This is a genomic window from Lysinibacillus phoenicis (assembly GCF_047238325.1).
Lineage (GTDB): Bacteria > Bacillota > Bacilli > Bacillales_A > Planococcaceae > Lysinibacillus > Lysinibacillus irui.
Map to the genome: position 1 here is coordinate 2,282,343 of NZ_JBDFMP010000002.1, position 17,425 is coordinate 2,299,767.

Genomic DNA, 17,425 nt, shown 5'->3' on the forward strand with positions numbered 1-17,425 from the left:
ATCCCCATAGGATTATTCATATACGTAAAAGCCTCTTCCTGATTTTTTCCCTAGCCAGCCTGCTGCTACGTATTTGCGAAGCAGTGGACAAGGACGATATTTACTATCTCCTAGACCCTCATGTAAAATCTCCATGATGTAAAGGCAAGTATCTAAGCCAATGAAGTCTGCTAATGTTAATGGTCCCATTGGATGATTCATACCAAGCTTCATAACATCGTCAATTGCTTCCTTCGTAGCTACGCCTTCATAAAGTGCATAAATTGCTTCATTAATCATCGGAAGCAAGATTCTATTTGAAATAAAACCTGGGAAGTCATTTACTTCCACTGGTGTTTTTGATAACTTAATCGTCATCTCTTCAACAGCTTTGTACACTTCATCCGCTGTTGCTAATCCCCTAATGATTTCTACAAGCTTCATAACAGGTACCGGATTCATAAAGTGCATCCCAATTACTTGTTCCGGACGATTTGTTACCGCTGCAATCTCTGTAATTGGCAGTGAAGATGTATTCGTAGCTAAAATAGCATGTGTAGGTGCAATTTCATCAAGTTGCTTAAAAATGGATTGCTTAATGTCCATATTTTCTACAGCTGCCTCAATGATAATGTCTACATCACTAGCATCCTGTAAATCTAGTGACATAGTAATTCGACCTAGAATAGCCGCCTTCTCATCCTCCGTTTTACGACCCTTTTCTACATCACGTGAAAGATTTTTTGTAATAACCCCAATCCCACGCTCGAAGAATTCTTGTTTGATATCGTTTAATTTCACTTCATAGCCTGCTTGTGCACAAACCTGTGCAATGCCAGAGCCCATTTGCCCTGCACCAATGACCATTACCTTTTGAATTCCCATTAGTTCAGTCCCCCTGTTTTCGGTACTTCTATCATAATTGCATCTCCTTGACCACCGCCTGAACAAATTGCTGCAATGCCAATACCCCCACCACGGCGCTTTAATTCATGTGCAAGCGTTAAAATAATACGTGCTCCAGACGCCCCAATCGGATGACCTAAAGCAACTGCACCGCCATTTACATTGACCTTTTCTGCATCTAAATCAGCTAATTGCTTGCTAACTAAAGCAACTGCTGCAAAGGCTTCATTAATTTCAATCAAATCAATATCAGCTAATGATTTATTAGTCTTTTTCAGCAATTTATTAATAACAAGACCAGGAGTTTGCGGGAAATTTTCAGGCTCTATTGCTAGCTCTTCGTGCCCAATGATTACTGCCAAGGGCTCTCTGCCTTCACGTGCTGCACGTTCCTCACTCATAACAACAAGGGCACATGCACCATCATTAACGCCAGGTGCGTTACCTGCTGTAATTGTGCCATCCTTATCAAAGGCTGGTTTCAGCTTCGCTAGCACCTCCAAGGATGTACCTGCTCTTGGTGCTTCGTCTGTATCGACAATAAGCGGCTCGCCTTTGCGTTGAGGAATCTCTACCGGTACGATTTCTTCAGCAAAATATCCTTTGTCAATTGCTGCAAGAGCACATTCATGACTGCGTACTGACCAAGCGTCCTGCTCCTCACGGCTTAGTGAAAACTCTTGAGCCGTCGCATTGCCATAGCTCCCCATATGTGGTCTTGCTTTATCGAAAGCACAAGTTAGACCATCATATAGCATGCCATCCACCATTGTGGAATCTCCCATTCTTAAACCATTTCGACCATTTAATAGATAGTACGGAGCATTGGACATAGACTCCATTCCACCAGCAACAATCACTTCTTCGTCCCCTAATCGAATCAATTGATCGGCTAATGTTACAGCCCGCATCCCCGACGCACAAACTTTATTAATTGTTTCTGTTTTTACCTCTATTGGTAAATTGGCTTTTATTGCTGCCTGTCGAGAAGGAATTTGCCCCTGTCCCCCTTGTAATACAGAGCCTAAAATCACTTCATTGACTTCTTCTGATGCAATATTTGCTTTCTCTAATGCACCTTTTATTGCAATTGCCCCTAAATCACTTGCATGTAATGGCGATAATGAACCACCAAATTTACCAAATGCTGTTCTTGCTCCTGCTAAAATTACAGCTCTATTCAAGTAAAACACCCCTTTTGTTTTACGTACTCGATGAAGTAGTGAAGCATTTTATTGACTGAACGCTCGCTCGACTCCTATCGATAAAAAATGGGAGTTTGTTATTTCAACTCCCATTTCTATTTAATCTTATTCTACAAAACAATTTTTTATTGTGCAATTTATATTTTTCAGATAACTAAAATATTTCTGCAATAGTGATCATTTTTCTGCGTTTGCTTCAACATTCTCGTCTTGTTGAATGTTTTCTACTGACGCTACGACTTCTTCAAGTGTATCTTCTTTTGCTTCTTCAGAAGATTGTTCTGTAGCCTTCACTTTTTCACCAAACACTGATCGCTCTAGTAATTCTGCAACATCAAATGTTCCAATTGAATCTTCCACTTCTTTTGCCTTTGTGCCATCCTCTAGCATTGTTAAGCAGTAAGGACATCCAGAGGAAATAACAGATGCATTTGTTGCAAGAGCCTGCTCTGTACGCGCCACGTTAATGCGGTTACCGACATGCTCTTCCATCCACATTAAGCCTCCACCAGCACCACAGCACATAGCTGATTCGCGGTTTCGTTCCATTTCTACAAGCTTCACGCCTGGAATACCTCGTAAGATTTCACGCGGAGCATCATAGACATCGTTATAACGTCCTAAGTAACAAGAATCATGGAAAACAATTGTTTCATGCACCTCATAATTTAGCGCTAGACGATTTTCTTCAATCAACTGATTTAATAATTCGGTATGGTGATAAACTTCACCTTTCCAGCCAAAATCTTGATATTCGTTTTTAAAGATGTTGTAAGCATGAGGGTCAATTGTTACGATTTTTTTCACATCGTTTTTAACAAACTCATCAATATTTGCTGTAGCTAGCTCCTGGAATAAAAATTCATTGCCTAAACGTCGAGGTGTATCCCCAGAGTTTTTTTCTTTATTACCTAAAATTGCAAACTTCACACCAGCTTCGTTTAATAAGCGGCAGAACGCCAAAGCAATTTTTTGAGAACGGTTATCGAATGCCCCCATCGAGCCAACCCAGAATAAGTACTCCATTTCCTCACCAGATTTTTTCAGCTCTTTTACTGTTGGAATATGGATTGTTGGATCAAGGTCACGCCAGTTTTCTTTCTCTTTACGGTTTAAGCCCCAAGGGTTTCCTTGTCGCTCGATATTTGTCATAGCACGTTGCGCATCTGGGTTTACTTTCCCTTCCGTCATTGTTAAATAACGACGTAGGTCAATGATTTTATCAACATGCTCATTCATTACTGGACATTGATCCTCACAGTTACGACAAGTCGTACAAGCCCAAATTTCTTCTTCCGTAATGACATCGCCAATTAAAGATGGACTGTAGATATCTTCAATCACAGCACCTTCAGCACCAGCAGCCATTGCAAGTTGATTACCCTTTGTATTGGCAAAGAATTGATATGGTACCCAAGGCTTTTGCTTCGTTACAACAGCACCAGTAAATGTTAGATGATCGCGTAGTTTTACGATTAAATCCATTGGAGATAGCATTTTTCCCGTTCCTGTTGCTGGACACATATTTGTACAGCGCCCACATTCTACACAAGAATACAAATCTAGCATTTGCTTTTGCGTGAAGTCCTGTATGCGCCCAACCCCAATTGAAGGCATATCCTCTTCACTTTCAGCGTTTTCACCAGCTTCTTCTAAAGCCTCAAAATCGATTGGTGTTAATGTACCTGTGCGATCTAAACGATTCATGTAAACGTTAAGCGGACTTACAATTAAATGGAAATGTTTAGATTGTGGAACGTACACAAGGAATGTTAGTAAAATTAAAAGGTGTGCCCACCACATGACATAAAATACTCCAGCAGCTACTGATGTAGGTAAGAAACCAAAAATAGCAGCGATGCTAGAAGCAACTGGCTCTGTATACGTTAATCCTTCACCATGCCAAATTAACCCCATACCATTGGCAAGTAATGTTGATACCATTAATCCCCCAATGAAAATTAATACAAGACCGTTTTTCCATCCTCTCTTTAGACGCACTAGCTTTTCCACATAGCGTCGGTAGAATGCCCACACTACTGCGATTAAAATCATTAAAACCACAAGCTCTTGGAAGAATGTAAAGACACCATAGAATATGCCTAATGGCAGATGTGATCCTGGTGCTAACCCCTTCCAGATTAAATCAATAGCACCTAGCTGTACCATTAAAAACCCATAGAAAAACATAACGTGAATTAATCCACTTTTTGGATCCTTTAATAGCTTATTTTGACCAAATACATTGACCATAATATAGCGAAGTCGTTCCTTAACACTTTCATCAAACTCAACCTTTTTCCCCAATTGCACATATTTATAGCGTGTTTTTAACAGATAGAAGAACAATCCTACTGCATAAAGCACAACCACGACTGTTAAGACAATGTTAGCAATTAATAATGGACTCATGGTTGGTCCCCCCTTTAGTTTGTCGTCATTTTCTCTCTTTGTGGAAAATTTGCTAGTTCATACGGAAATGTACGTCACTTTATCATTATATTCCTATTCTAATAAATGAGTGAGCATTCAGTCAACATAAAACGGAAATATTTCTGATAATTTTATATTCTTACATTTTACAAGAAAAAAAGCCACCCTGAATTTTTTTCAAAGTAGCATTTTTTACTTTCCTAATCAATTACAACTAGAGATTCACTGATACAACATTAAATTACATTTTATTTTTTAAAGACATTGCCGCTACGAATATATTCTACATCTGCTACATTTAATCGAGCATTCACAACACGTGCAGCAGCAAATAAGTAATCTGATAATCGATTTAAATATTTTTGAACAACCTTTGGCACATCCTCAACTTCCTTCATAAGCGTTACCATTTCACGCTCTGCTCGACGTGCAACTGTACGAGCAATGTGTAAAGTAGCAGCTGCTGGTGCACCTCCTGGTAATATAAAGCGTTGTAACGGTGGTGCTTCATCGGATAATGCATCAATACGTGCTTCAAGCACCTCAATTGGTTGTTCTGTTAATTTATAGTGGCGCTCTTTCATCACATTGGCTAAATCCCCACCTGCATCGAATAGTTCATGCTGAATTGTTTCTAGGTCTGTCAAAATATCCTTGAAAAGCGCTTGATCTAATTCACTAACAGCCTTACCAATAAAGGAGTTTAATTCATCAATCGCCCCATATGTTTCAACACGCAAACTATCTTTATCAACGCGACCTCCAATAAGACTTGTTTTCCCTGTATCACCTGTTTTCGTGTAAAGCTTCATTTCTCTCATCTCCTAAAATGAATTTTTATAATTTCTGATTGCCTGAACCGTTGTCTCATAAACACCTTTAGCAATCATTTTACCAACCTCTGTAATTGGACCACCATACAGCATTTCTTCTCCTTTTTGCGTCGCTGCAATTAAAAGACTGTCTGTAGCAGTTCCTGTAGCAATGGTACCACTACGCTCGTCACGTATATTTTCTGAATGTAAAGCTTTCGTTTTTGCCTCAGTAGCTGTCATCATTGCCTGAAAAAATGCTTCCTCCGATAAACAGCCATTGATAATGACCCATGTATTAATAGTACCAATATATGGATCATCCTGTCTTTCATGTACACGTGACACATCAACCGCATTCCCTACACCAGCTGTTACAGCTACTATCATACTGCCAAAAGGAGCAGAAAATTCATTCATTGCTACTAGAGATGTTGGTACTGCTGTTAACATAACAACCGTATTTGTAGGCGAAAATTTACCCTTACGCAAAAACTCGTTGACTTCTCTCTTCACATCACTAATGACATAATCACTAGGTACAGAGCGATTTAATAAGCAGTTATGCCAGCCGATACCAGGATTATGAACAGCAGAGGATACTGTTTTTAAAGGAATCTCTGTCTTGAGTTGAATATAATGTTCTGTTATGGTGAAATGTTCCTTTTTGATGACAGCCCGCTCCTGAAAATCGGTAGCTGAGGGCATCATTGTAATTTGTGGTTTTGGTAATTCAGGATGGGCATAGGTAGTCACTCGAGCTTGATAAACTTCTTCGATTTGGGAAGCAACTAATACTTCATGTGGTGCACCAAGTGCTCTCATTTGTCCGCCTTCCATAAGCAATAATTCATCACAATAAAGAGAGGCTAAATTCATATCGTGTAGGACCATCACTACCGTTAAACCACACTTCACAGCTTCCTGCCGAACCAAATCTAAAATTTGACGTTGGTGTGCAATATCAAGATGATTCGTTGGTTCATCCAGCAGTAAAATTTCAGCTGTTTGAGCTAATGCTTGTGCAACAAAAACTCTTTGCTGTTCACCGCCAGATAAAAATTCCATGGCAGTATGCTCATAACGCTTCACGCCTGTTTGTAGCATAGCATGTTGTACAGCCTGTTCGTCCTGTTCAGACCAACTCGAGAAAAAACCTGTTTGATGCGGGTAGCGCCCAAGTGAAACGGCCTCTCTCACACTGTTTGAAAAAGCATTTGCATGAAGCTGAGGTAGTACAGCCATCTTTTTCGCCAAAGCACGAGCATTATAGGAAAGGATATTTTTCCCATCTATAGTAATTGTTCCATCAATAGCTGGTAGTATACCACTCATTACCTTTAATAATGTGGATTTCCCACTACCATTCGGTCCTAGAATACCTAGAATTTTCCCCTTCTCAACAGTGAAGCTTATATCCTTGACGATTGCTACGTCTTCATAGCCACCTGATAGATGTTCGACCACAATCATGCCCGTACCCCCTTGCTTCTTCGTTGCTTATAAAATATGTAGGAGAAAACAGGTGCTCCGATAAATGCCGTAATCACACCAATTGGTAGCTCTCTGGGCAAGATAATTGTTCGTGCTACTAAATCGCAAATAATCAGTAATGTGGCGCCATTTAAAAATGATAATGGCAATAAATGGCGATGATCAGAACCCCAAATCATTCTTGTCATATGCGGCACAACTAAGCCTACAAAACCAATTGTCCCAGAAACCGCTACAGCCGCTCCCGTTAACATGGACCCACCTGCTAAAATCAAATACTTACTCCGCTTTACATTAACCCCAAGATGTTTCGCTCTCTCTTCACCATATAATAAAACATTTAGCTCTCTTCTTTGTGTCCATAGCATAAGTGAGCCAATCAAAACAAACGGGATAATCATTTGGACATATGGCCATCCACGCATTGATACAGATCCAAGTAACCAACCAACGACTTGGCGTAGCTCTTCACCAGATAAAGCAATCATTAAAGAAATGAGTGAACCTAAAAATGAACTAAAAATAACACCTGTTAATATCAATGTCTCCATTTTTAATGAACGGTCTACCATTCTAGCAAAACTCATCACAACTACCATCGTGATAATAGCGCCAATCATACTAAAAATGGGTAATGCATATAAACCTACAATAGGAATAGATAGGCTAAAAAAGATCGTCATTACAGCACCAACCGAAGCACCAGATGAAACACCTAGTGTATATGGATCTGCTAATGGATTTTTTAGCAAACCTTGAAAGGCAGCTCCTGCAATAGCTAGAGAAGCCCCTACTAGTCCCGCTAACAATACACGTGGCAAGCGGATTTTCCAAAAGATATTGGCGGCTGTTTCATCAACCGCCTGATTCCACAATACTTCAAAAGGAATATGCACTGAGCCTATTGCTACGCCACACCAGATGCTAATAAGAAGAAGCGTGCCTGTTACTAAATAGGCTACTGCTATTTTTTTCACTTAAATACCTCTGGATAGATCGCTTTTGCTAATTCTTCAAGACCTTCTCCTAAACGAGGACCTTGACGACTTGTTGTGTTTTCATCTACTTGTACAATTGCTTTATTTTTCACAGCATTAATTGTATCGAAGCCAGCACGCTGTGGTATTTTAGTTAAAATATCTGGTACATAGTGATAAGTCACCACGATGACATCTGGATTTTTAGCGATAATCTGTTCTGCATCAACTTTATACCAATCATCAGCATCTGCCGCTACATTTTCTGCATGGATCATTTCAAGCATCGCGTTCATAAACGTACCATTCCCAGCTGTATAGATATCTGGCTCATCAGATGCTTCTACTAGCACTTTCTTTAGTTCAACATCTTTTACTTTGGCCAGCACTTCTTCTACCTTTGCCTTCATGTTGGCAATAACTTCTTCAGCCTCTGGCAATTTCCCTGTAGCTCGACCAAGCTGCTCAATCGTCGTGTATGTCTCATTAAAATCTTGTGCATTATTGACGACAAATACTTTTACACCCGCTGACTCAAGCTGTTCAATCGCTGCTTCTGAAAGAGACATGCTAGATTCATGTGAAAAAACGATATCTGGGTTGAGGGCAATAATTTTTTCAATATTGTATTCCATACCGCCAACCTTTTCCTTTTCAGCTACCTCTGGTGGATAATCATCGTTGTCTGTAACCCCTACTATTTCATCTTTTAAACCAAGGCTAAATAATATTTCAGTATTACTTGGAATAAGTGAAACAATTTTCTCTGGAGGAGCTTCTAGTGTTATATCCTTGCCAATGGCATCTGTTATGGTCATTGGGAAAGTTGCTTCGTCCACCTGTGATGTCTCTTGCTGTGTTTGCGGTTCATTAGACGACTTGTCGTTTTTCTCCTCTTGGCCACAGGCAGCTAGCAACCCTAGTGTTAAAAATGCTGATAATCCTATCTTCCAAAATTTCTTCATGTGAATCCTCCTTCGTTGATCTGTGCTTTATTTGGGCAGAAATTCTCCTACACAAATAAGACCCCTCATCTACGAATGATGAAGGGTTAACATTGCACCAAAGAACTGATACAAAATCCACCACCCTATCCTCGTAGGCTGTTATGTCTATACTATAAAGGCAGGTCTCCTGGCTTATGCTTATTACGTCTTTTCAAGCCTTCCCGAATATCATCAGTGGCATCTTTTGAAAAAACTCACATTTACAGTGGCGGGACCGCATCGGAATTACACCGTTTTCCCTTTTCACTTTACTTAAGTAAAGAACCTTTATACTATTCAGTTGATTTTATTATACATGAAAACGAAAAAAAGTCGCCCCTATTCAAGACGACTTCTAGCTTCTATACAATATCAGAAAAATATTGTACGGTTTTCATCTGATCTCCAATTTGTCGCAATGACCATGCCTGTTCTAAATAAACGTCCGCAAACTTTTCATACTTTCCACCAAATTTTTGCGCCCATTCAACTGCTACGACACTTTCATATAACAGCGCCATTTTCTTTGCAACATCTTTTGCTTCAAATGTTTTCGTGGCATCATCTAAAGCACTAAAAATTTGTAAGATCCCAGCTAGTTTCACCAATTGCTCTCTCACAATTTGCACCAAAGCGCTATCTGTTAATTTTTCTAACCGTTCTTCCATCTCACTGACAAATAGCTCATGTGCCTGATACTTATCCACTAACCGAATAAGCTCTAACGCCAGAATATTAGCCGTGCCCTCCCATACCGTCAACACTTGAGCATCTCTCAGTAAGCGCGGTGTCACAAAGTCCTCAATATAACCATTGCCACCATGTAATTCAATTGCTTCACTAGCATAATGAACCGCTTGCTCTGCCGTTTCCTTTTTCATAATGGCAATATATAAACGATTCATAATAACATCTTGTTGTGTTCCATGCCCATTCGTTACTTTATCGTATAATTGAATAAGATCAAAAACGGTCGCTACTTCTACATGTAGCTTAGCTGCAAATTTCCCTAATGTATCTTGAATCATTGGGTATTGTGTTAAAGGCTTGCCAAATGCATATCGATTTGTCACATAATGCTTCGCCTCTAAGAAACCTCGACGCATAATCCCAATCGATGCTACGGCATTGCAAATTCTTGAGAGATTCAGTGCCTCCAGCATATAATAAATCCCCTTACTTTGTTCACCTACAACATAAGCAAGTGCACCATCAAATTCAACCTCACCAGATGGAACTGCCCGAACACCCAACTTATCTTTTAGTCGTCGAATACGTAGATGATTTGCCGTTCCGTCTTCTTTACGCCAAGGAACAGCAAATAAGGTTAATCCTTTAGAGCCTGCTTGTGCACCTTCTAGACGTGCCAACACCATTGCTACCCCACACATACCGGCATTGGAAGCGAAGTATTTTTCACCATAGAGGCGGAATTCATTGCCTTCCCTTCTCGCTTCCACAACATTCGCCCCTACATCTGAGCCCCCTTGACGTTCAGTTAAAAATGTTGCTCCTTCATATAACTCTGTATCACCTGTTGCACAAACATGTGGTAAGAAACGCTGTTTAACCTCGTCATCAGCATAATGATCTAATAGATAGGCAGTAGCCATTGTTAATGTCACAGGACAATAAAAACCTGGCTCTGCATGGGACAGCAAATAGCCTTGCGCAAAGCTATAGACATAATTTCCTTTGCGCCCTAGCTGCGGAATATCCTTGTGCACGTAGCCAACAATGCCTGTATTATATGTCTCCTCAATTGTTTTTTTGTAGCCATCATTGACCCAAACCTCTGATATCTCTTCACCATAAGCATCATACCTTTGAAGGCGAGGCTCCCCCTGTCGATCTGTATGTTTCGCTCTTGCATCAATATCACCTGCACATAGCTCCCCGAAATCCGCTAGCTCTTGCTTTGCGTAGGATAAAAACTCTTGATCTAACATCATTTCTATCACTTTTTGGAGCGTCTCATCATCTGTAAAAAAATTCGTCGGCCGCGTTTTCTCCTGTTGTAAAACTTTCATACTATCTCACCTCTTGTCCCTTCAAGGATTGTTTTAAAATTTTGCCTGAAGCATTTCGTGGTAGCGCTTTCACTTTTTCAAAAATGCGTGGAATTTTATACTTCGCAAGATGGTCCTCTAAATATTCTTTTAAAGCATTTTCATCAATTTCTTGATTAGCAGAATAAACCGCCTTCACCGTTTCTCCCCCTTGTGGATGTGGTACACCAATAACTGCCACTTCAAATATGCCCTCATAGCCTAATAGGCAATCTTCTATTTCTTTCGGATAAATATTGACACCGCCCGAAATAATCACATCTTTTTTCCGATCAACAATCCAAATAAAGCCGTCCTCATCCATTCGAGCTAAGTCCCCTGTTTTCAACCAACCATTTATAAAGGCCGCATTAGTCGCTACCTCATCCTTGTAGTAGCCAAGCATATTCCCCTCACCTAGTAATACAATTTCCCCTACTTCACCAACACTTACATCTTCTCCATTATCATTGATAATTTTTAATTCTGTACCAAGCGGGGCCCGCTGACCAATACTACCTGCCTTTGTTTCATGTTCCTTCCCAAACAATAATGAGCCACTTGGTCCCGCCTCCGTTAAGCCATACACACAAGTTAAATTACTTGTTCGAAATGCTTGTTGAATGAAACGAACCTCTTGTTGGGATAAGGGTGCACCACCATAGACCCACCACTTCATTGAAGACAAATCAGCTGATTTCAATCTTGGCATCTGCGCTGTTAATAGATAAGCAACAGGTGCACCAAAGAAATGCGTTGTTTTTTCCTGTTCAATTGAATCAATAAATAGATCAGGAGTAAAAGTTGGTGTTAACACATTTGTCGAACCTACTAATACGCCTGCCATTAAAAATAAATGCAATGGTGCCGAGTGTGTTAATGGCATCATGAGCAAAATCCGACTCTCAGGCTTAACTTCCATTTCAACCGCTATCATTTGTGCCACTGTTAATATATTACGATAGCTAAATAACACACCCTTTGGTTTACCTGTTGTACCTGAAGTATACAAAATAGTCGAAGCGTCATCTTCATGAAGCTGACAATCTATCAGTTGTGTACTAGCATCTTGTATCATCGTTTCATAATGAAGCCAGCCTGCTTTTTCTGAGCCTGTTTTAATTTTTATTGGGACAATAGCTAGATGCTCGACTGCAGTAAAAATGGCCTCATGAACGACAATGGCTTTCGCTTCGGCATGCTGCGCCACATATTCGACCTCCTGCAATGTAAATTTCGCATTAACTGGAACAACAATAGCTCCGATACGCTGAATGGCAAAATAACTCACAACAAACTCTAAAGTGTTCGGCATAAAGATTAAAATCTTATCACCCTGCTTTACTCCTTGCTCCAGCAAGGCATGACTAAATCGCGTCACTTGCTCATCTAAATCAAGGTAATTCACTCTTCTGCCATGACAAATAACGGCTTCTTTTTTTGGATACTTACGGGCATTACGTGCTAACAAATTGGAACTATTCATCGTGCATCTCTCCCTTTAAAGTCGCTAATTTTTCATTAAACATGCTATGCATTTGTTGTAACTCCTGCTTCATTTGTGTAAGCTCGGCTATTTTGTGATCTATCTCTTGAATTTTTTGTTCTCCGTATTCAACTGTTCGCTCCAATTGCTGAATACCCGAACGATCAAAATCAAACAGTAAAACCATTTCCTTAATTTCTTCTAACGAAAAGCCGTAACGCTTTCCTCTGAATATAAGCTTGAGCTTCGCCAATTCTTTCCTTGAAAAGGTTCGTTGATTGGTAGATGAACGATGGGGACAAAGAAGGCCAAGTTCCTCATAATAACGAATAGTACGTGTTGACACATTAAACTGCTTTGCTACCTCCTGAATTGTTATCAAAGCCATCCCCACCTCTCCTAATTGGCAACAGTATACCATTGACGTTAACGTAAAGTTCAACAAAATTTTCGGAATTTACAGAAAAAATAAGAGTGAAGCAGATAATCTAGTGTTCTCTTCATTCATTTGTAGGTTTATCAGGCATTTTCAGTGCTCTATCCACCACTTTTGGAGCTTTATCCATCATTTTCATTGCTCTATCCGTCACTTTTAGAAATCTATCGCTCACTTTTCGCTTTTTATCCATCAAAAAAGCCCCTAACACATTTCATGTTAGGAGCTTAAAAAGGATTACATTTTTTCTGGTGCAGATACGCCGATTAAACGCAGTGCGTTGGCAATTGTTGTGCGTACAGCTGTAATTAATGCTAAACGAGCCTCTGTTAATTCTTTGTTTGAAGCATCTAATACTTTTTCTGCATTATAGAAACTATGGAATGCAGCTGCTGTTTCTTGAATATAGTTTGCGATACGGTGAGGTGTACGGTGTTTCGCTGCTTCAGCAACCACTCTCGGGAAATCGCCGATTTTTTTCAGTAAATCAATTTCTTTTTCTGCTGTTAACAGATTCAAATGTTCTGTTGTGGCAGCAAAACCTTGCTCATTTGCTGAACGTAAAATAGACGAAATACGTGCATGTGCATATTGTGCATAGTACACTGGGTTTTCATTAGATTGTGATACAGCAAGATCAAGATCAAAGTCCATATGAGAATCGCCAGCTGTTTTCACGAAGAAGTAACGAACTGCGTCAAGGCCTACCTCTTCAACAAGCTCACGCATCGTTACTGCGTTTCCTGTACGTTTAGACATCTTGAATTTTTCTCCGTTTTTATAAAGCTGAACCATTTGAATCACTTCAACTTCTAATGTATCGCGATCATAGCCAAGTGCTTGAATCGCTGCTTTCATACGTGGAATATACCCGTGGTGGTCAGCTCCCCAAATATTGATTAACTTATCGAAGCCACGAACAATTTTATCCTCATGGTAAGCAATATCTGGCGTTAAATATGTGAAAGACCCATCATTTTTAATTAACACACGGTCTTTATCATCCCCAAATGTTGTAGAGCGGAACCAAGTGGCACCATCCTCTTCAAACACATGGCCATTTGCTTTTAATTTATCTAAAGCTACTTCAATTTTACCGTTTTCATATAGAGATGTTTCTGAATACCAAACATCAAAGTTCACGCGGAAGTTTGCTAAGTCTGTTTTTAATTTATCTAATTCCAACGCCAAACCGTGCTGGCGGAAGAATGCAAAACGCTCTTCATCTGATTTTTCAAGAATAGCATCCCCATGCTCTTTCACAAGCTTGCCAGCGATATCAATAATATCTTGGCCATGGTAGCCATCCTCTGGCATTTCAGCATCTAGTCCTAACGCTTGCTTATAGCGTGCTTCTAATGAATAAGCAAGGTTATTAATTTGATTTCCTGCATCATTAATATAGTACTCACGTGAGACATTGTAACCAGCCATATCTAATACATTACACAATGAATCTCCGACAGATGCTCCACGCGCATGTCCTAAATGAAGATCCCCTGTAGGGTTCGCAGAAACGAACTCCACTTGAATTTTTTCACCTGCGCCAGCATTTGAACAACCATAGTCAGCGCCTTGCTCAAGGACCTGTGTAACTACCCCTGTTAGGAAATCTTTACGCACGGTAATATTCATGAAACCAGGACCAGCAATGTCGATTTTTTCGATATCTGTTCCAGCTGAATCAAGGTTTTCTAAAATAGCTTCTGCAATGGCACGTGGTGGCTTTTTAGCAAGCTTTGTTAATTGCATCGCAATGTTAGTTGCATAGTCACCATTTGCTTTATCCTTTGGTGTTTCCAGGTGAATCGTTAATTCTGTGCCAACCTCCACTAAGCCAGCTTTTTCAACAGCTTGAGCTAGTGCTGCTTTTATAGCCTGTTGTACTTGTTCTACTGCGTTCATCATTGTACCTCCGTAAATGTAATATCTAATGTATAGTTGCCAACGGATTGCCCACCCATTAGTAAATCGTACTGTACATGGAAATCTCCGCCTACTGCCTGCTTCGTAAATGTCATTTTCTTCGTATCTATAACGAGTGGCATGGAACCGAACTCACTCTCATAATGTCCCATTTGTTGTTCAATTATGTTAAGTGGTAACCGCATATTGACCGCTCCAGCACGCATAATGAGTGCCTTCTCTTGACCTAATTTCATCGTTGTGCGGATGGTTTTATCCTCCTGCACCTCTTCATATTTCAAATACAAGCTTCCTGCTTTTTCAAGTAGCTGCCCTTTAAGCCACATTTCATAACTTTCGGACTCTCCATCGCTTGGATGAATTGTAGAAATGAGCTTAATGTTCACTTGCGATCTTACATCGTTCGCCATAACGGACGCTCCCTTTTTAGTCTTTTACTATAACCTTTTTATTATAGGATGAATACGGATGTTTTTTCAAGGTAGAAGTCAACTAGAACACATCTGCTGTGTTTATATGGAAAAATTAAAAATCCTCCCTTTATTAAGAGAGGACTTTATCATTCTATCTATACCTTTTTTTTATAATCAATTGTTGAATCATTAATAATAAAGCACTAACAGTCCAGTATATTGGAATAATCGCAGGGTTGAACAAACTAAAAATAAGGATCATGATTGGATTAACGAACACCATAACCTTCATATTTAATGGCTGGCTTTTTTCTAAAGAAATGCAGCTTTGAATTAAATAGATCAAACAAGCAATCATCGAAATGCCAATATCTATCGTACCTAAATTCATCCAAAGGAAATTTTCACTTGCGATAACTGAATCTAGTTTAATCGCATAATACAGTGAAAATAATATAGGTAATTGAATAATGATTGGCAAACAACCTAATAACGAACTTTTTAAAGAACCTGCTGTTAACTCCTGAATTTGATGTTGAACCTTTATTTTTTCAGATTCGTTATTACTATTCTTAAACTTAGCAGTTAGGGCATCTAATTCAGGCTTAATTGATGTCATTAATTCTTTTGAACGCTTTTGGTGTTGAGCTGATCGAATAAATAACGGCATAAGAATTAATCTTACCGCTATCGTAATACCAATAACACTAATCGCATAGCTTCCTGTGAAAGAATGGATGAAATGTATGAGGTAAATGATAGGTTGTGCTAAAAATGTTAACAATGCTATTCCTCCTAGTTTAAACTTTAAATGAAACTAGGAGAGACACTTTCTTCCTCATTATCTTCTGACGTTCTAATACAAAGAACAAACCACGTTAACATAGGTGGAGTCCAAGTATTCGTGATATTATAGTCAACTTCAAACTCTTCGTCCTTCACTTCTTGAATGGTTATTTTATTAACTAAATACAAATGCAAATGAACACTTAGTACAGTTAAAAGTAAAGAAGCTAATAGCCAAAAGTATTCCATTGTACTGACAAAGATGAATAAATCATTGATGAGAAGTGACCAAATCATCATACTCCTCCTTCCCTATTTTTATTACGTTAGCTAGGAATAAACATGATTTCAGGTACCATACTATCCATTGAAATCATGGTCCTTAGATTATTTCTTTTTACTCTATTTTTCTTATACGAAAGTAATTGAAATAAGTTTCAATTTTATTGTTTTAAATATAAAAATGGGGCTAGCCTTAGCTAACCCCAACAAATCGCTATTTTACTTATTTTACCCAGCCTAAAATCATTTCACGTAATAATTTAGAGGCTGTGTTTGCTGTCATTTCTGATGAGTCGTAGATTGGTGCTACTTCTACAAGGTCAAAGCCTACAACATTTACACCACTTGCTGCAATAGCATGGATAGAGGCTAGTAATTCTTTGGATGTAATACCACCACAATCAACCGTCCCAGTACCTGGTGCATGGGCTGGATCTAAAACATCAATATCGATTGTTACATAAACATTGCGTCCAGCTAATGTTGGTAGCACTTCTTTTAATGGTTCAAGCACTTCAAATTTTGAAATGTGCATGCCGTTTTCCTTCGCCCATTCAAATTCTTCTTTCATGCCTGAACGAATGCCAAATGAATAGACATTCTTTGGTCCGATATGTTCTGCAATTTTACGGATTGGTGTTGAGTGAGAAAGTGGCTCTCCTTCATATTCCACACGTAAATCCGTATGTGCATCAAAGTGAATAATCGCAAGGTCATCGTATTTAGCAGAAACAGCCTTCATGACAGGCCAAGACACTAAATGTTCCCCTCCCATACCAACTGGAACTTTGCCATCCGCTAATAATTTTTCAATGAACTTTTCAATTTCATCTAATGAACGCTGTGCATTCCCGAAAGGTAGTGGAATATCACCTGCATCGAAGTACTTAACTTCTTCAAGCTCACGATCTAAATATGGGCTGTACTCTTCAAGACCAATTGATACCTCACGAATACGTTGTGGACCGAAGCGTGATCCTGGACGATAACTTACTGTCCAATCCATTGGCATCCCATAAATAACTGCTTGTGCATCCTCATAAGTAGGGTGACTTTTTATAAAAACATTTCCTGAATAAGCTTCATCAAATCTCATTGCTAGCCCTCCGAATCATTAAAATATGTTTTTGTTCATCGCTATTCTTTAATTTCCTCTATTATGGCTTACAGGATTGTAATGAAACCTGTATCCTTTCATCCTCGTATACATTATTGTAACGTCTAGCAAATTTCGATTAAAATCTACAAGGTGTGAC

General features: G+C 39.3%; 16 protein-coding genes and 1 riboswitch. All 16 genes read right to left on the minus strand.

Annotated features, from left to right (window positions below; genetic code table 11):
* Positions 1-12: 12 nt before the first annotated feature.
* Positions 13-864, minus strand: a complete 852-nt coding sequence (locus ABC382_RS12885; protein ID WP_322604797.1) for a 3-hydroxybutyryl-CoA dehydrogenase — start codon at positions 862-864, stop codon at positions 13-15.
* Positions 864-2,069 (minus strand): acetyl-CoA C-acetyltransferase, encoded by a 1,206-nt coding sequence (locus ABC382_RS12890; RefSeq protein WP_412926913.1) that lies wholly within the window; start codon positions 2,067-2,069, stop codon positions 864-866. Before ABC382_RS12890 ends, ABC382_RS12885 begins: the two co-directional genes overlap by 1 nt.
* A 198-nt stretch (positions 2,070-2,267) precedes the next feature.
* The gene (locus tag ABC382_RS12895; RefSeq protein WP_313471553.1) at positions 2,268-4,502 is read right to left on the minus strand and encodes a heterodisulfide reductase-related iron-sulfur binding cluster; all 2,235 of its coding nucleotides are present in this window, start codon (positions 4,500-4,502) and stop codon (positions 2,268-2,270) included.
* A gap of 269 nt (positions 4,503-4,771) precedes the next feature.
* Positions 4,772-5,335: a cob(I)yrinic acid a,c-diamide adenosyltransferase gene (locus tag ABC382_RS12900; RefSeq protein WP_004231536.1), complete on the minus strand. Its 564-nt coding sequence runs from the start codon at positions 5,333-5,335 to the stop codon at positions 4,772-4,774.
* 12 nt (positions 5,336-5,347) lie between these two features.
* Positions 5,348-6,808: an adenosylcobinamide amidohydrolase gene (locus ABC382_RS12905; protein WP_322604800.1), complete on the minus strand. Its 1,461-nt coding sequence runs from the start codon at positions 6,806-6,808 to the stop codon at positions 5,348-5,350.
* Positions 6,805-7,806, minus strand: coding sequence for a FecCD family ABC transporter permease (locus ABC382_RS12910; protein ID WP_313471357.1), 1,002 nt, complete (start codon positions 7,804-7,806; stop codon positions 6,805-6,807). Before ABC382_RS12910 ends, ABC382_RS12905 begins: the two co-directional genes overlap by 4 nt.
* Positions 7,803-8,771, minus strand: coding sequence for an ABC transporter substrate-binding protein (locus tag ABC382_RS12915; RefSeq protein WP_412926915.1), 969 nt, complete (start codon positions 8,769-8,771; stop codon positions 7,803-7,805). Before ABC382_RS12915 ends, ABC382_RS12910 begins: the two co-directional genes overlap by 4 nt.
* Positions 8,772-8,913: 142 nt before the next feature.
* A riboswitch (cobalamin riboswitch) is annotated at positions 8,914-9,097 on the minus strand.
* Between the two features lie 57 nt (positions 9,098-9,154).
* Positions 9,155-10,822, minus strand: a complete 1,668-nt coding sequence (locus ABC382_RS12920; RefSeq protein WP_322604801.1) for an acyl-CoA dehydrogenase family protein — start codon at positions 10,820-10,822, stop codon at positions 9,155-9,157.
* Between the two features lies 1 nt (position 10,823).
* Complete coding sequence (locus tag ABC382_RS12925; protein WP_412926916.1) at positions 10,824-12,326, minus strand: class I adenylate-forming enzyme family protein; 1,503 nt, start codon at positions 12,324-12,326, stop codon at positions 10,824-10,826.
* Positions 12,319-12,708, minus strand: coding sequence for a MerR family transcriptional regulator (locus tag ABC382_RS12930; RefSeq protein WP_274795514.1), 390 nt, complete (start codon positions 12,706-12,708; stop codon positions 12,319-12,321). Before ABC382_RS12930 ends, ABC382_RS12925 begins: the two co-directional genes overlap by 8 nt.
* A 118-nt stretch (positions 12,709-12,826) precedes the next feature.
* A complete protein-coding gene (locus ABC382_RS12935) occupies positions 12,827-12,955 on the minus strand; it encodes a hypothetical protein (protein WP_322604803.1) in 129 nt (42 codons plus the stop codon).
* Between the two features lie 44 nt (positions 12,956-12,999).
* Positions 13,000-14,667: an arginine--tRNA ligase gene (argS, locus tag ABC382_RS12940; protein WP_412926919.1), complete on the minus strand. Its 1,668-nt coding sequence runs from the start codon at positions 14,665-14,667 to the stop codon at positions 13,000-13,002.
* On the minus strand, positions 14,667-15,098 hold the full coding sequence (locus ABC382_RS12945) for a YwiB family protein (RefSeq protein ID WP_274795512.1): 432 nt from the start codon (positions 15,096-15,098) through the stop codon (positions 14,667-14,669). The genes argS and ABC382_RS12945 overlap by 1 nt, the downstream gene beginning before the upstream one ends.
* Before the next feature lie 154 nt (positions 15,099-15,252).
* Positions 15,253-15,885: a membrane protein insertase YidC gene (yidC, locus tag ABC382_RS12950; protein ID WP_412926920.1), complete on the minus strand. Its 633-nt coding sequence runs from the start codon at positions 15,883-15,885 to the stop codon at positions 15,253-15,255.
* 23 nt (positions 15,886-15,908) lie between these two features.
* Positions 15,909-16,184: a hypothetical protein gene (locus ABC382_RS12955; protein WP_312504997.1), complete on the minus strand. Its 276-nt coding sequence runs from the start codon at positions 16,182-16,184 to the stop codon at positions 15,909-15,911.
* Between the two features lie 208 nt (positions 16,185-16,392).
* Positions 16,393-17,265 (minus strand): agmatinase, encoded by an 873-nt coding sequence (gene speB, locus ABC382_RS12960; RefSeq protein WP_274795509.1) that lies wholly within the window; start codon positions 17,263-17,265, stop codon positions 16,393-16,395.
* Positions 17,266-17,425 lie beyond the last annotated feature (160 nt).

Bases quoted from the DNA above. Each gene is read 5' to 3' on its own strand.
- ABC382_RS12905 (WP_322604800.1), bottom strand. From the start codon at position 6,808: ATGATTGTGGTCGAACATCTATCAGGTGGCTATGAAGACGTAGCAATC.
- argS (WP_412926919.1), bottom strand. From the start codon at position 14,667: ATGAACGCAGTAGAACAAGTACAACAGGCTATAAAAGCAGCACTAGCT.
- ABC382_RS12900 (WP_004231536.1), bottom strand. From the start codon at position 5,335: ATGAAGCTTTACACGAAAACAGGTGATACAGGGAAAACAAGTCTTATT.
- speB (WP_274795509.1), bottom strand. From the start codon at position 17,265: ATGAGATTTGATGAAGCTTATTCAGGAAATGTTTTTATAAAAAGTCAC.
- ABC382_RS12915 (WP_412926915.1), bottom strand. From the start codon at position 8,771: ATGAAGAAATTTTGGAAGATAGGATTATCAGCATTTTTAACACTAGGG.
- ABC382_RS12920 (WP_322604801.1), bottom strand. From the start codon at position 10,822: ATGAAAGTTTTACAACAGGAGAAAACGCGGCCGACGAATTTTTTTACA.
- ABC382_RS12885 (WP_322604797.1), bottom strand. From the start codon at position 864: ATGGGAATTCAAAAGGTAATGGTCATTGGTGCAGGGCAAATGGGCTCT.
- ABC382_RS12925 (WP_412926916.1), bottom strand. From the start codon at position 12,326: ATGAATAGTTCCAATTTGTTAGCACGTAATGCCCGTAAGTATCCAAAA.
- ABC382_RS12945 (WP_274795512.1), bottom strand. From the start codon at position 15,098: ATGGCGAACGATGTAAGATCGCAAGTGAACATTAAGCTCATTTCTACA.
- ABC382_RS12955 (WP_312504997.1), bottom strand. From the start codon at position 16,184: ATGATTTGGTCACTTCTCATCAATGATTTATTCATCTTTGTCAGTACA.
- ABC382_RS12895 (WP_313471553.1), bottom strand. From the start codon at position 4,502: ATGAGTCCATTATTAATTGCTAACATTGTCTTAACAGTCGTGGTTGTG.
- ABC382_RS12935 (WP_322604803.1), bottom strand. From the start codon at position 12,955: ATGGATAAAAAGCGAAAAGTGAGCGATAGATTTCTAAAAGTGACGGAT.